At 32.6% G+C, this 15,065-nt stretch carries 14 protein-coding genes; 9 read left to right on the forward strand and 5 right to left on the reverse strand.

Annotation, left to right across the window (positions count from 1 at the left end; translation table 11 throughout):
* Positions 1–32: 32 nt before the first annotated feature.
* Positions 33–1,505 carry a helix-turn-helix domain-containing protein gene (locus AC4BB2_RS06320; protein ID WP_490474581.1) on the reverse strand — a complete coding sequence of 491 codons (1,473 nt, stop codon included), beginning with the start codon at positions 1,503–1,505 and terminating at the stop codon, positions 33–35.
* 368 nt (positions 1,506–1,873) lie between these two features.
* On the opposite strand from AC4BB2_RS06320, the gene AC4BB2_RS06325 reads away from it, so the two are divergent.
* From AC4BB2_RS06325 to AC4BB2_RS06350, 6 genes are all read left to right on the forward strand, one after another.
* Positions 1,874–2,302 carry an LPXTG cell wall anchor domain-containing protein gene (locus AC4BB2_RS06325; RefSeq protein WP_490474582.1) on the forward strand — a complete coding sequence of 143 codons (429 nt, stop codon included), beginning with the start codon at positions 1,874–1,876 and terminating at the stop codon, positions 2,300–2,302.
* Between the two features lie 315 nt (positions 2,303–2,617).
* Positions 2,618–3,352: a WxL domain-containing protein gene (locus tag AC4BB2_RS06330; protein WP_490474583.1), complete on the forward strand. Its 735-nt coding sequence runs from the start codon at positions 2,618–2,620 to the stop codon at positions 3,350–3,352.
* A gap of 17 nt (positions 3,353–3,369) precedes the next feature.
* Complete coding sequence (locus AC4BB2_RS06335; RefSeq protein ID WP_490474584.1) at positions 3,370–4,185, forward strand: WxL domain-containing protein; 816 nt, start codon at positions 3,370–3,372, stop codon at positions 4,183–4,185.
* 69 nt (positions 4,186–4,254) lie between these two features.
* Positions 4,255–5,067, forward strand: coding sequence for a WxL domain-containing protein (locus tag AC4BB2_RS06340; protein WP_490474585.1), 813 nt, complete (start codon positions 4,255–4,257; stop codon positions 5,065–5,067).
* Between the two features lie 117 nt (positions 5,068–5,184).
* Complete coding sequence (locus tag AC4BB2_RS06345) at positions 5,185–6,315, forward strand: WxLIP family cell surface protein (protein WP_490474586.1); 1,131 nt, start codon at positions 5,185–5,187, stop codon at positions 6,313–6,315.
* Between the two features lie 50 nt (positions 6,316–6,365).
* On the forward strand, positions 6,366–7,061 hold the full coding sequence (locus AC4BB2_RS06350; RefSeq protein ID WP_490474587.1) for a winged helix-turn-helix domain-containing protein: 696 nt from the start codon (positions 6,366–6,368) through the stop codon (positions 7,059–7,061).
* A gap of 77 nt (positions 7,062–7,138) precedes the next feature.
* On the opposite strand, the gene AC4BB2_RS06355 is transcribed toward AC4BB2_RS06350, so the two are convergent.
* Positions 7,139–7,567 (reverse strand): hypothetical protein, encoded by a 429-nt coding sequence (locus tag AC4BB2_RS06355; protein WP_490474588.1) that lies wholly within the window; start codon positions 7,565–7,567, stop codon positions 7,139–7,141.
* A 189-nt stretch (positions 7,568–7,756) separates the two neighbouring features.
* A complete protein-coding gene (locus AC4BB2_RS06360) occupies positions 7,757–9,040 on the reverse strand; it encodes a BaiN/RdsA family NAD(P)/FAD-dependent oxidoreductase (protein ID WP_490474589.1) in 1,284 nt (427 codons plus the stop codon).
* A gap of 138 nt (positions 9,041–9,178) precedes the next feature.
* Between AC4BB2_RS06360 and gdhA the strand changes: the two genes are divergently transcribed.
* Together gdhA and AC4BB2_RS06370 are read left to right on the forward strand one after the other, a co-directional pair.
* Complete coding sequence (gene gdhA / locus AC4BB2_RS06365) at positions 9,179–10,525, forward strand: NADP-specific glutamate dehydrogenase (protein ID WP_490474590.1); 1,347 nt, start codon at positions 9,179–9,181, stop codon at positions 10,523–10,525.
* A gap of 246 nt (positions 10,526–10,771) precedes the next feature.
* On the forward strand, positions 10,772–12,121 hold the full coding sequence (locus AC4BB2_RS06370) for a glucose-6-phosphate isomerase (RefSeq protein WP_490474591.1): 1,350 nt from the start codon (positions 10,772–10,774) through the stop codon (positions 12,119–12,121).
* A 107-nt stretch (positions 12,122–12,228) separates the two neighbouring features.
* On the opposite strand, the gene AC4BB2_RS06375 is transcribed toward AC4BB2_RS06370, so the two are convergent.
* The gene (locus AC4BB2_RS06375) at positions 12,229–13,701 is read right to left on the reverse strand and encodes a helix-turn-helix domain-containing protein (RefSeq protein WP_490474592.1); all 1,473 of its coding nucleotides are present in this window, start codon (positions 13,699–13,701) and stop codon (positions 12,229–12,231) included.
* 158 nt (positions 13,702–13,859) lie between these two features.
* Entirely contained in the window at positions 13,860–14,171 is a 312-nt protein-coding gene (locus tag AC4BB2_RS06380; protein ID WP_490474593.1) for a hypothetical protein, read from the reverse strand.
* Between the two features lie 333 nt (positions 14,172–14,504).
* Between AC4BB2_RS06380 and lepB the strand changes: the two genes are divergently transcribed.
* A complete protein-coding gene (gene lepB / locus AC4BB2_RS06385; protein ID WP_490474594.1) occupies positions 14,505–15,050 on the forward strand; it encodes a signal peptidase I in 546 nt (181 codons plus the stop codon).
* Positions 15,051–15,065 lie beyond the last annotated feature (15 nt).

The following is a 15,065-nucleotide window of genomic DNA, read 5'->3' on the forward strand; positions in this document are numbered from 1 at the left end:
TATTTTTTAGAATGATGTAAAAATTTAATCGTTCAATCATTAATTAAAAGATTTTTTTGGATAAATATAATTAGCTCAAGCCACATTCTTTCATCAAGAAAACTATTTAAAAAGAAAAACTTTTGATGTTCCTTTTCTTCATGAACTTCAAAATTATCAACAATAGCAATATCTGCATCAGTTAACTGGTTTGTGAAGTTGATTGTTTCAGGATTAAAAAGTGTTAAAAGTCTATTTTTAATGAAAACAGAACCGAAATTGTTGCTACTATACTGAATGTAGATAGCTACAGAAGGCAGTAAAAACATATCTGTCAAAATAGTCAGAAGCATACAAATACCAAAATTAAATGACGGGTCAACGACAAATTCAGGATGTTTTTTTCTAAAATCTTTATAAAAACGATAGTTTTTAGGGTGCTTTTTCATATACTTCTTTAAAAATTCTGTGTTATTAGGCTCATTGATAAGCACTTGTCTGAAAAAGTAGAGTGGGTTGATATCAAAATAAGTACAATGAACAAGACCGATTAGTACATAATAGAAAATGCTTGATTTTTCTTTTGGAGTCATAGGAACATTAGAATGAAAACTTTTTGCATATTCGTTTATTAATAGTTCGCACGAAAAAACTAAAGAGGATGTTCTTGGAAAAGTATCAAAAAGAATGTTTTTTTCTTCTGAAGAATCAATATCTGAGATGAAACTTCGTAGCATCAGGTTAAAAAATAGATGCTCATCTTCTGTTATGAAGTATTCTTTAACGATGGATGAGATATCTGTTGATGTTGAAAATGGTTTTAATATATTTTTTATTTCTTCTGGTAACGTTACTGGATATTTATACTGTCTAACGATAGTAATACCTAGCATCAATTTTATACGTTTAACAACTGAAGCTGAGTAGCGCTTTTCCAGATTTTTTATTATTTCCGGTCGAGTAAATATACAGCTGAGTTCAGATTCAAAAGGAATAATCATTCCTCGATAGGCGTTCCAATAGAAGTAAAAGCAAAACATTCTTAAATGTTTCTCATCACCACATAAATTTTCATCTGATTGGAAAACGATCTTAATATGAAAATCTTTAAGTTGTTCATTTAACATATTGATTTGTTTATATAGGTAAGGAATACTGACAAATAAATTATCAGCTAATTCATCCGCAGTTGTGTAATTTCGAGTAAAAATACTTGAAATTATTTTAAATTGTAGAGATTCATTTAAATAATAGAGTCTTAAATGAATAACAAGATAGTCAATTTGATAATCTGTAAGGTTAGTTAGTTGAAAACCTCCAGTAAATTTTTCAAAAATAATCATATGTAACTGTTCATTTTTTTGAATATCTACTTCTAATTCATAAAAATATCTTTTTAAAGTGCTTAAAGAAATATCTAAATGATTTTGAATATAATTGAAGGAAACTTTTTCACCATCTTTGGAAATTAATTCTTTAAAAAGTTCTAATTTTTTTTTGTTTTTATCATTTAAAAAAAAGTCCATGTATTTACGTCCTTTGTTTAGTTGTTTTCCGTGGAATTATAGAGTAGAAAAAAAACAAAGTCAATGAAGTATGGAATAAAACAAAGAATATTTGTTTTAAATTTGTTATTTATAGTTAGTTTTAAGTTGTTTTTGAAGATCTCTCTAATCAGTTTTTTGTTATTTTATCTAAAAGAGGATCAAAATGTGACCAGTTTTGGATTTTAAAAATAAATCTTTATGATTTATGATAATAAAGTGACATGAAATAGGAAAAAATTTAATCAAATTCTCCGAAAATTTATTTAATATATCTATATTATATTTGTTAAATATACGATCAACATTTTTTTAAGTAAAGGAAAGATGGAGGATGAATAGGGGGTACTATGAAATATAAAAAGGTTATTTTCCTTAGTATTGTTTTTTTGGTTATATCTTTGTTTCAATTATCTAATGAATCCCAAGCTGTAAACTACGACACTGAGATTGGTTTAACTTTTAATGGTGACGTGGATGCGGTAACTAGTAGTGGTTCGAGTACTACAAGCGAAAGTAGCACGTATTCAACATCAGAAAGTAGCACGTATTCGACATTAGAAAGTAGTAGCGTTATATCACAAGATAAGTCGCAATTACCTGAAACAGGAATAATAAAAACTGTTAAATCTGGCATTACAGGATTGTTACCAAGTACAGGTTCTAAAAATAATTATCTTTACATATTTTTAGGTTTTATAATTTTAATCGTTATTTTTGCTACATTTAGATTTAAAGCCTTCCGTACATTTAAAAAAATGCTTTTAAATAGGAGGTGAGAATTTTAGAAGTAACTTTATTTTATCTGACAAAGTTATGTTCTACCTACAAATAATACGTAGTAAAGAGCATATAGTATTAGCATAAGTGGTTACTTGCGACTTTTTATTGTTGATTAATAGAAGTCTATTGGGGAAGAGAATTCTATTTACCAGATCCATAAAGAGATCCTAATAATAGTAGCTAACTTTTGGTTGATAAAGAATGATTTTTTTATGTTGTGCTAATACACGGTCGGTTAAAACAAAGAATACTTATCCCAATAATACTGTGGATACCTAAAAATGGACCATAATAAAAAAAGGGGGGGGAAAATGAAAAAAACTATAAGAAAATTTATTGTTTTTCTAGCTCTTTTACTAGCCGGGACTAGTATGGAGGCAAATGTTGTATCAGCCTATTCAATAGCGGGTATTAAATCTGAGGCGGAAATTTCTTACACAGAAAATACCGATATCACACCACCTTTAAATCCGTTAAAACCTGATAATCCAACAGAAATTGTTTCACAATTTCCTGTCCAACCAGGAACTTCAGGACCTTTGAGTGTTGATTTTGCACCTCATGTTATTTTTGGGGAACATGATGGTTCAAAAAAAACGGATGTTTATTATGCAAAATTAACAAGGATTCAAAAAAATGATGACGGTTCTGAATCTGAGGTACCAAACTTTATTCAGTTAACTGACAATCGAGGAAAAAATTCTGGGTGGCGTTTAACGATTAAGCAAAATGGACAACTTAGGAATGGAAATCATTTTTTAAAAGGAGCCGAAATATCGTTAAAAAACATCACTTTGGTTTCTCCAAACAAAGGAGAGAAACCAATCGTTGCAGAAACTATCCATTTGGATCCTGAAAGCGGAGCACCGGCCGAAATATCCAGGTCTACAGAAACTACTGGTAAAGGAACGTGGCTGGTTATGTTTGGTAAAGATATGGAAGAAAGTAAAACAAGCATACAAGTCAGTGTTCCAGGGACAACAGAGAAAAAAAAAGGTAACTATACAACTTCCTTATCTTGGGAGTTGATTGATACACCAATTTAAATTAAAGGGGAAAAAACATGATATCAAAAAAGAACGTAACACTAACTACTACAGGACTGGTAACATTTGCGAGCTTGTTACTAGGAACACCAGCAGCTTTTGCTGAAACACAAGGCGAAGGCAACGAAGTAAAACCGCCAATGACAATTAAAGATCCAGCTAAATCAGAGGCTGAAATTTCATTTACTCAAAATCAAACAGATCCAACAAAACCAACAGGACCTGGTGGTGAAGAAGTTGAATCACCTAATGAAGGCGAAACAGGAATGGTTGGACCTCTAACAATTGACTACATTAGCAAACTTAACTTTGGCAGCTATAAAGTTTCTGGTAACGACAAAACTTATTTCGCCAAGTTAGCACAAATTAAATTAGTAGGGATTGAAACACCAAAAGAAGTACCAAACTACGTTCAAGTTACAGATAGCCGTGGATCAAACGCTGGTTGGGAATTACAAGTAAAACAAGATGCTCAATTCAAAGCAAAAGATGAAAAAGGTGCAGTTTCAGAACTTACAGGCGCTCAATTAGTATTTAGCAACCCTAAATTGAAGTCAAGTGAAAAAGGAGCAGATACTGCGCCAGAAGGACTTGAGAAAACATTTGTACCAGGTGAAGCTGCTAGTTCAGTGGTTCGAGCTGCTGCTGGTAAAGGAATGGGAACTTGGCACTATTCATTAGGAGATACTAATGAAGAAGGAAAAAATAGCGTGTCATTATCTATTCCTGGTAAAACTGCAAAAGTAGCAAATGTAGCATATAAAACAGTATTAACATGGACATTAGTTGATGCGCCAGCAGGCTCAGATGTTACTCCAGAGCAAGCGCCTTAAAAATAACACACACAGAAAAAGATAGAAGTAAAAAACACAAAATGAACAATAAGAAAGAGGAAGTTAATTATGAAAAAGACAACAAGAATCGCTTCAACGTTATTAATCAGTACATTTGTATTAGGAGCAGCTTCACCAGCTTTTGCAGATCAAGTAGCAGCACCAACTACAGATGCAACAGTAAAATTTAAATCAGAAGGAGATACTGCTACTGGCGGCGGAAATACTATCGATCCAACAAATCCAAATGGTAATGGAGTTAAACCTAATCCTGGTGAAGGTTCAGAAAGTACTAAAGGACCTTTAAGAATTGATTTTGCACCTAATTTTAAGTTTGGTGAAGTAACAATGTCAGGTAACGCTGCTGATTATCATCCAGATTTATTGAAAGTTAATTCACTAGATGAAAAAGGCAATGTAACAGAGCCTGTTCAACAAAAACTTGTTCCTCATTATGTACAAGTAACAGATAACAGAGGTACGAATGAAGGATGGACATTAAGTGTTACTGCAACTCCATTTAATGGAACAAAAGATCCAAAAGCTGATTTGAAAGCTACTTTGACGCTAGTAAATGCTAATTTTGTTACAGCTGTTAAACCAGTTGATGGAAAAGATTTTAAACCAACTACACTTAACTCAAATCTAACATTATCTAAAGATGCTCAAGTTCTTGCAGAAGCAAAAGCTGATCAAGGAATGGGTTCATGGTCAACTATATTTAGTAAAGATCCAAAAGCTTCTTTAGTGGGTGTAGAAAAAAATACTGACGTTACACTTCATGTTCCTGCTGATTCTAAGAAAGATCCGAATGAAGAATACAAATCTACAATTACTTGGACACTTTCAACAACACCAACAACTCCTCCAGCAGAAAACTAAAAGAACTAAGATACCCAATCAATGCAGCAAAAGCAATATTCTGCTGCATTGATTCTTACATAAAAATAATGTAATAACATAAAATCAAACATAAGCAAGTTGGGAGAAATGCAAGTAATGAATAAGCGAATAGTACCATTATTACTATTAATCATCATGATAGGGTTTGCTCCGCTACAAGCCTTAGCACAAGACGGAACAATGAATTTTTCCGTAACGGCCATCATTCCAGAAAATCAAATAGATAAAACAAAGACCTATTTCGATTTGAAAATGAAACCTGGTCAAGTACAAGAATTAGAAGTGTTGATGAATAATCCTTTAGATAAAGAAGTAACGGTTGAAAATCATGCAAACACAGCGGTTACTAATGATAATGGAATTGTTGATTATAGCAATGCAGAGCCTAAAATAGATGAAACCTTAAAAGCTCCTTTTTCTGTCATTACTGAGGTAGAAAATGAAACGACAATACCTGCAAAAAGTTCAAAAACACTAAAAGTAAAAGTGACTATGCCAGATGAAGAATTAGATGGTGTGATTTTAGGTGGACTTCATTTTACTGAGAAAGAGGATAAAGCCAACGAAAATAAAGATGATTCAGGTGTGCAAATCAAAAATCGATTTGCTTTTGCTATTGGCGTTTTAATAAGAGAAAATGACAATGTGATAACTCCAGATTTGAAGCTAGGAAAAATACAGCCTTCTCAAGTAAACTATAGAAACGTTCTGAAAGCGAATATCCAAAATACACAACCTGTAATTATTCAAGATATGGAAGTGGATGTCCGCGTAACTAAAAAAGACAGTAAGGAATCTATGTTTGAGCAAAAAAAAGCTGGTCTTCGTATGGCACCAAATTCTAATTTTAATTATGGAATCAATTGGCAAAATCAAGAATTTAAAGCTGGAAAGTATACATTGCACATGAATGTTGCTAGCGGATCAGAGAAATGGAAATGGTCCAAAGATTTTGAAATCAATCAAAAAGAAGCTAAAGAATTAAATGATAAAGCAGTTGAATTAAAAGTAGATAATACAAAATGGTATATTATCGGAGGCGTCGCTGGAGTTATAGTATTAATGGTTATAACTTTTCTATTTAGCCAATATATTAGTAAAAAAAGACGATTAAAAAGAAGAAAACTAAAAGCTGAAGCGGCTAAGAGAAAGAGAAAAAAACAAAAAAGTCAAAAAAGCCAAGTAAGTAATAATAAATCTAAACAAAATAGGGTTAGAAAAAAATAAAAATATAGATTCGTTAAGCAACATAAAATTTATATATAGGAGAAATGTATATGTACAGCATAGGTTATCTTTCATCAAGACCACCTCAAAATAACTACTATAAAACATTGGAATTAGACCAACAATGCTCACTTGACCTATTAGAAGAAGTTTGTCTAGATGATTTAGGTTCATCAGATATACTTATAATAGAAGAAAGTGTTGAATTAAATTTTACCAATATATGCGAATTATTGTTGGAAATTAGAAAAATCTCTGATATCTACATTCTTATTCTTGCAGATAAAGATCAAATGATTTTCACCTCGCGAATGGTTTATTTAAAATTAGGAGCAGACGGTATCTTCTCAGAAGAACCTGACGAGTTAGATTTGATTGTCAAAAATATTTTAAAAAGAATAAAAAAAGAAACAGTTAAGAAGAAGGAGAAAGAGTCTTCTTTTGAAATTATCCCAGAAAAATCATGTGTATTAGTAAATAAAAAGCATGAAGTTGATTTAACAAGACAAGAATTTTTGGCATTGTCAATTTTATATAAAAATAAGAATCAGACTGTCACATATGAAGATATATACAGAGGTGTGTGGTCTAGTAACACTGGTGAGGTTCAAAAGAATCGAGTATGTAATTTAGTATCACATGTGAGAAAGAAATTTGCTGATTTAAAAAACTCGCCAGCTCAAGTGAAAACAATTCGCTCAATTGGATATATATTAGATGTTTCTTTTTCAGAAAAAGAATTATAGCATCCGATGAAACGAAAATTACTTCGTAAAAAAATAAAAGCTCTATAAATTCATAACTGGATTTATAGAGCTTTTATTTAGTATATTTCTATGCAAGAATTGTCACTTAATAATGAGTCAAAAGGCTCAATACTAAAGGTATAGGAACGATAACGAAACAAATGATTCAAAATAAGAAACGCAGATAATTCAGTTAATAAGAATATTTTTAAAGAATCAATAGAAAGACTAAGCAATGAAATTGCTAAAAACAGAATGATAAATAAAGAAAATAAGCGCTTAATTTGATTTGTATTAGTAATAACGATTTCTTTAGTTTCGGGAGTTATAGTAACTTTTTGAGAAAATCGAAAAAGACCTTCCCTAAATTCAAGGGTATCACCAATGTTGGTTTCCAATTCGATAGGAATATTATTAAATAATTTTATTTGGTAAAGACCATTTTTATAAACAGTGAAATGACGTACACAGCCCCATGTGGTTTGTCGTTTTAAATTAATTTTCATTATAACTACCTCCTTAAACTATTTTCACATGATTGATAAAAAAAAGAATCAAGCTAAAGACTTATTTATTCTATAAATTTTATCCTGCTAAGGTCTTAGTCAGAAAGAGGAACATACTCCTGTATAGATTCATACTAAAATGAATCTATACAGGAGTATGTTTGTTAAATAATGAACGAAACCTGATGCTTAATCTAATGGTGGTAAATAAGTATACTCAGCAATACTTGCTGCATGAGTTCCAGCTACATGTCCAGTGACAAAAGCTGCAGTGACATTGTATCCACCAGTATATCCGTTAACATCTAGCAGCTCACCTGCAAAGAATAAGCCATTTACTAATTTACTTTCCATCGTTTTCGGTTGAACCTCTTTTAAGGAAATTCCTCCGCCGGTTACAAAAGACTTTTCGATAGGTAATGTTTTTTCTGCGGTTATCTCAAAAGACTTTAAGTGTTCAACGAGCAGTCCAAGTTGCTGGTCTGAGACTTGTTTGGATTGGATCTCAGAAAGATCAATTTTATTTAAGACGAAATCTAATAGACGCTCAGGAACAAGGTTTTTTAAAGCGTTCTTTAGGGATTTTTCCGGTTGATCTACAAGTTTTCTTTTAAGCTCACTGTTTAGTTCCAGAGCCGTTTTTTGAGGAAAAATATCTAGCCGTAACTCAACAGGATGGGGCTCATTTTTAGATAATTCTTGATTAACAAAACTGGAGCATCTTAAAGCAGCCGGTCCAGAGACTCCAAAATGAGTAAATAAGAGATCCATTTGATGTTCAACAACCACTTTGCCTTTATTATTTAAGACTGAAAGTGAAACGTCTTGTAAAGAAAGTCCTTGCAATGTTTTATCTTTAATAAAATCGTCATTAGAAATAATTGGAGATTCTGTAGCATACAACGGGCTTATAGTATGACCTAATCGTTTAGCGAGCTTATAGCCATCACCTGTTGATCCAGTGGAAGGATATGTACGGCCGCCAGTCGTTAAAATGACACAGGGAGCATAAATTTTTTCATGTTCTAAGGCGACTCCGATGACTTGCTCTTCTTTGCGTAGGATTTTTTCTACTTTTGCTTCTGTGTAAATCGTTACATCAAGTTTCTCCAATTGATTAAACAAGGTTTCTACGATCGTCTTAGAACGATCTGTGATAGGGAACATCCGTCCATGATCTTCCTCTTTTAAATGGGTGCCATTGGATTCAAAAAATTCCATAATGTCGTAATTGTTAAACTGCGAGAAAGCACTATATAAAAATTTCCCATTTCCAGGAATGTGGGCAATAATTTCATCTGCTGGACGATTATTGGTCACGTTACAACGCCCGCCACCAGTTAATAAGAGTTTTTTACCTACACGTTTATTTTTTTCTATTAATAATGTATTACTTCCAGCCTTAGCAGCTGCAATAGCAGCCATCATACCGCTAGTACCGGCCCCGACTACAATAACATCGAATGATTTCATAAATTCTCCTCCACTTCAATGGTAGTTTAACACAATTTTGAAAACTTTTTCGGTGTTTTTTGCAATTTATAGTAAAAAATTGTGGAAATTTTCTGAATTTAGGTTAAAATAAGATTATAACGATGAGAGGGTGATTAAATGGAAGCAAAACAGTACGTGGAAGAAATTCAAAAGAAGATTCATGAAAACGATCGAGGGCAAGTAGAATACTTGCAAGCCATTGACGAATTTTTACCTACAGTTGAGGTGTTTTTAAAAGAAAATCCAACGTTTATTAAAGCCAATATTCTAGGCGTTTTGATTGAACCTGAAAGAATTTTGCAGTTTAGAGTTCCATGGCAAGATGACCAAGGGAATTGGCGTGTGAACCGTGGCTATCGGGTACAGTATAATTCTGCGATTGGACCTTATAAAGGCGGCTTGCGTTTTCACCCTAGCGTGAATTTAAGTGTGATGAAATTTTTAGCATTTGAGCAAATATTTAAAAACAGTTTAACAGGCTTGCCGATTGGCGGAGGCAAAGGCGGAAGTGATTTTGATCCGAAAGGGAAATCAGATGCAGAAGTTATGCGTTTTTGTCAAAGTTTCATGACTGAACTTCAAAAACATATTGGACCAAGTACAGATGTACCAGCAGGAGATATTGGTGTTGGTGCAAGAGAAATTGGTTACTTATTCGGCACATATAAACGTTTGAGAAACTATGATGCAGGGGTTTTAACAGGGAAACCATTAGGCTATTGGGGGAGTGAAGCAAGAACAGAAGCGACAGGCTATGGTTGTGTTTATTTTGTAAAACATCTGTTGGCCGATTCAAATGATTCTTTTGCAGGTAAAAAAGTTGTTGTTTCAGGTAGCGGAAATGTTTCTATCTATGCGATGGAAAAAGCAAAAGCGTTAGGTGCAACTGTTCTGACATGTTCTGACTCAAATGGCTTTATTTATGATCCAAATGGTATTGATGTTGAATTAGTCAAAGAGTTGAAGGAAAAAAATCGTGAACGGATCTCTAAATATGTAGATACTCACAAAGATGCTACGTACTATGATGGCCAATCAGTCTGGGATTTTGATGTAACTTATGATATCGCTTTGCCTTGTGCTACTCAAAATGAAATCAATGAGGAACAAGCGAAACGCTTAGTGAAAAATGGCGGAAAAATCGTTGCTGAAGGAGCAAACATGCCTTGTACTTTAGATGCAGTTCATGTATTAGACGAAGCTGGAGTTCATTATTGTCCTGGTAAAGCGGCAAATGCCGGTGGGGTAGCTGTTTCAGCTTTAGAAATGAGTCAAAATTCAGAACGTTTATCTTGGTCATTTGAGAAAGTTGATGGCATGCTGGAAGATATCATGAAAAATATTTATGAAACTTGCCGTGATACAGCGTCTAAATATGAAGCGCCTAATAATTTTGTTTTAGGTGCAAATGTTGCTGGTTTTGAAAAAGTTGCTAAAGCAATGCTTAGTCAAGGCTTAGTCTAGACAAACGGAGAGCGTATTTCCAGTAGAATAAAATTGAAGATATTGTTGAGGATTAAAGAAGAGTGATTATGATCTAGCTTATTACAATCATTCTTTCTTTTTTTCTGTCAATTTTTATCGTATAAATTATGCATATAGAATGAAAAAAAAGAAAATTGGTACATACAGTAATAATTTGCTTGAAAAAAGCAGAAAAAGAACGTAAAGTAGATACTGTATTAAGTTTAATTTCAAGGAGGAGAAGGAATGTCACACATTCAATTTGATTATTCTAAGTTGACCCCATTTATTGCTGATCACGAATTGGAATACATGCAAACACAAGTGACCGCAGTAGACAAAGCATTGAGAGAAGGAACTGGAGCTGGAAGTGATTTCACTGGGTGGATCGACTTGCCAGAAAATTATGATAAAGACGAATTTGCTCGTATCAAAAAAGCAGCTGAGAAAATTCAATCTGATTCTGAAGTTTTAGTTGTAATCGGTATTGGCGGTTCTTATCTAGGTGCTAGAGCAGCAATTGAATTTTTACATCATTCATTTAATAATTTATTACCAGCAGACGAAAGAAAAGCACCACAAGTATTTTTTGCTGGAAATAGTATCAGCTCAACCTATTTGGCTGATTTGATCAACGTTATTGGTGATCGTGACTTCTCTGTAAATGTGATTTCTAAATCTGGGACAACTACAGAACCTGCAATCGCATTTAGAGTATTTAAAGAGTTATTGATTAAAAAATATGGTAAAGATGAAGCGAATAAACGTATCTATGCAACAACTGACCGTGCTAAAGGGGCTGTTAAAGTTGAAGCTGATGCTGAGGGTTGGGAAACATTTGTGATTCCTGATGATGTTGGTGGACGTTTCACTGTATTGACTCCAGTTGGTTTATTACCGATTGCAGTTAGTGGTGGTGACATTGATGCATTGATGACAGGTGCCAATGATGCACGTAAGGAATACGCATCAACAACTGACTTAAGTAAAAACCAAGCATATCAATATGCTGCGTTAAGAAATATTTTATACCGTAAAGGTAAGACAACCGAAATGTTGATCAATTATGAACCAGGAATGCACTATTTCTCTGAATGGTGGAAACAACTTTTTGGGGAATCAGAAGGAAAAGATCAAAAAGGTATTTTCCCAGCAGCAGCAGATTTTTCTACTGATTTGCACTCTATGGGTCAATATGTTCAAGATGGAATGCGTAATTTATTTGAAACAGTTGTTAAAGTTGAAACGCCACGTCACACAGTTTCGATTCCAGAACTAACTGAAGATTTGGATGGATTAGGTTATTTACAAGGAAAAGAGATTGATTTTGTAAATACAAAAGCATTTGAAGGGACTTTACTTGCTCATACAGATGGCGGTGTGCCGAATATGATCGTAAAAATTCCTGCGATGGATGCTTATTCATTAGGTTATGTAATGTACTTTTTTGAAATTGCAGTTGGGATTTCAGGTTATTTAAATGGTGTGAATCCTTTTGATCAAGAAGGTGTAGAAGCATACAAGAAAAACATGTTTGCACTTCTTGGTAAACCTGGCTTTGAAGACTTAGCAAAAGAATTGAATGCACGTCTGTAATATAATATTTAAGATGAGCGAAACTAATACCGCCGAATGGATTTTCAAAATCCTACTCGGCGGTATTTTATTTTTATAAATGGTAGTTTAAGTTCTTTTAACGATTCTTAAGAAATCCCTTTATTTAATTTGAAAAAAATCATTTGAATGCAAGAAAATAATTCGTACCATGTTTGTTCATCATAAACATCTGAAATGTAGAAAACCTTTTGTTTTTTTTGTTCATTTCTTGGCTCAAAACAATCGATAATAACCAGATCAGCCTCTGCTAAACACTCTGTTATTTGTATTGATTTAGGATTAAAAATCGTCTGTAGTTTATTTTTAATGTAAACTGTACCAATATTATTTTTAGAATATTGAATATATACTGATAGAGTGGGAGGTGAAAAAGTTTCGGTTAAAACAGTTAGTAAAACACAAATTCCAGAATCACAGGAATCGGGCACAGGAAAGTCAGGATGTTTTTCTTTAAAATTATGATACACTTGATGAATTTTTTTATTTTCTTTTATTGAAAGTTTAGTGTGATTATCATCAATAAATGAAGCTCTGAAAAATTGGACTGGACTAATTGAAAAATAAGTTGATTGTATCATGCCTATCAATACATAGTAAAAGATGGTGGCTCTTTGACTTTTATCCATAGAAGAACCAAGGTAGATTTCTTTTTCATATTCTTCTATTAATGAGTCGCAGGCTTTGATTAGTGGCAAGGATCTTGGAAATGAGTCATACAGTCTGATTTTATCTTGCAATGTGTCTATTTCAGAAATATAGCATCTAGCAATCAAATTAAAAAATAGAATTTCATCCTCAGAAGAAAGAAAAGGTTCTACCAGATGGGAAATTTCATTAGCTGTTGTAAAGTGTTTTGATAGTTCTTTGATTTTTTTTGGTAAACGGATAGGATGCTTTGTTTGTCTAGCCATAAACAAACCAACCATAAATTCTAAACGTTTTATTACTGAATCAGGATAAGATGTTTCCAAGTTTGTCAAATCAACGCTTGTTGAAAAGCGCTTCATGTTTGGAAAGTTATATGGCCAAGAGATTCCTCTGTAAACGTCCCAAAAGAAATAAAAGTTCAGCATTCTGATGTATTTTTCTTTTCCTTGAAAATTAGTATTAGGATGAAAAACTATTTTTAGGGGATATCTTTTTAACTCAGCATTTAGTATGTTAATATTTTTGTATATATGTGGTGGGCTGACATATAATTTTTCAGCTAAATCTTCTACAGAATTGTAATGATTCAGCATAAGTTCTAAAAATATTTTAAATAGTAGTGATTGTTCAAAATATTTGAGGCGTAGACGAATAACCAGATAATCCATATCATGAGCGGAATGATTTCGAATTAAATATCCGCCTGTTCTTTTTATTAATATTACATGTTGAAGGTGTTCATTGGTTTTTATATCTGCTGCGAGTTCTTGGAAATATCGCTTTAAGGTGCTCAAAGAAATGTCTAGGAAATTTTGTAAATAAGAAAAGGAAATTTCTTCATTTTCTCTATACAATAGCTCAGTGAAAAGCTGAATTTTTTTTTTGCTTTTTTCATTCAATGTATATTCCATTTCATCATTCCTTTTAGTTATCTTTTTTCAAATTATAGAAATAGAACGCTTTAAAGTCAAATTTTATGGATAGTATCACATATAACGATAATTATTTAATTTTTTAATACAAAAAAAAGACAATATTTATATTTAGACATAAATATTGTCTTTTTTTGTTATTGGAATTTGTTATCTTTAGGATATGGGAGAACATGTAAAGAATGGTCATCCTCTGACGTATCTATTGCCTCTGATTCTTGTATGAAGTCGTTTTGTTGATTTGACGTATCGTGTTCTGAGTGAATTGACAGTTGTGATGGATCGTTATTATTAGCAAGTCGTTCTTTAGCAGCTTCCTCTGCTTGCTGAGTTTTTATATGTCGTAAGTTAGTATTTTTTCCGCTGGTAAATGTTAAATAAATAATTAATGCAATCATAATGAGCGTCAGCAGAATCAAACCAATAAACATACCGAATGAAATAAACATGATGTATATCCTCCTTTAATCATATTCTCCTACAGTTTATCAAATGTTGCTTCCACAGTCATCTATTTTTCTCCGATATAAGTAATAAAGAATGATTTTTCTATATAATAGTTTAAGTATTTAGGAAAAGAGTTTTTTATGTATTGCAACATTTCAGAGTTGGTTGTGAATTCATTGAGATTTAAGTTATTGGTTAGAACAAATAATTCATTGTTTACAGGTTGAATTGGTACAATTATTAAGAGATCTTTTAAAAAATTAGGTAAAAAGAAAAGAATCCTGTAGAATTTCTATTGTCTGTGGTAAAATATATAAAGCAAGTTTTTTGGAGGAATGAGTTTGAAATCTAAAGAGTTATTACATACCATACTGTTTTTTATCGGTCTAGCTGTGGTTTTACTTTTATTGAGAGAATTTGTCTTTACGCCTGTTGTGGTTAAGGGACATTCAATGGATCCAACTTTGGCGGATGGTGAACGCGTGATTGCACTAAAAAATACGGAAATCAAGCGCTATGATATCGTGACGTTCCCAGCTCCAGATGAACCCAAAAAGAGTTACATTAAGCGAGTAATTGGTTTGCCTGGGGATACAATTGAGTATAAAAATGATATTTTATACATCAATGGTAAAGAAGTAAAAGAACCTTATCTTGATCAATTCAAAAGTGAAGTGACGGATGGCTTGCCATTAACACTTGATTTTACATTAAGTGAGGTAACTGGCCAGAAGAAAGTCCCAGAAGGCGAATACTTTGTAATGGGAGATAATCGTCGAAATTCTAAGGATGGACGAATGATTGGGTTCATTAGTAAGGCAAACATATCAGGTGATGTTAAGTTCGTTTTATGGCCGTTAAATCGTTTTGGAACGATTTAAAAAAACAGATACAGT

This window comes from Enterococcus sp. AAFC-DPL-5146 (assembly GCF_058216635.1).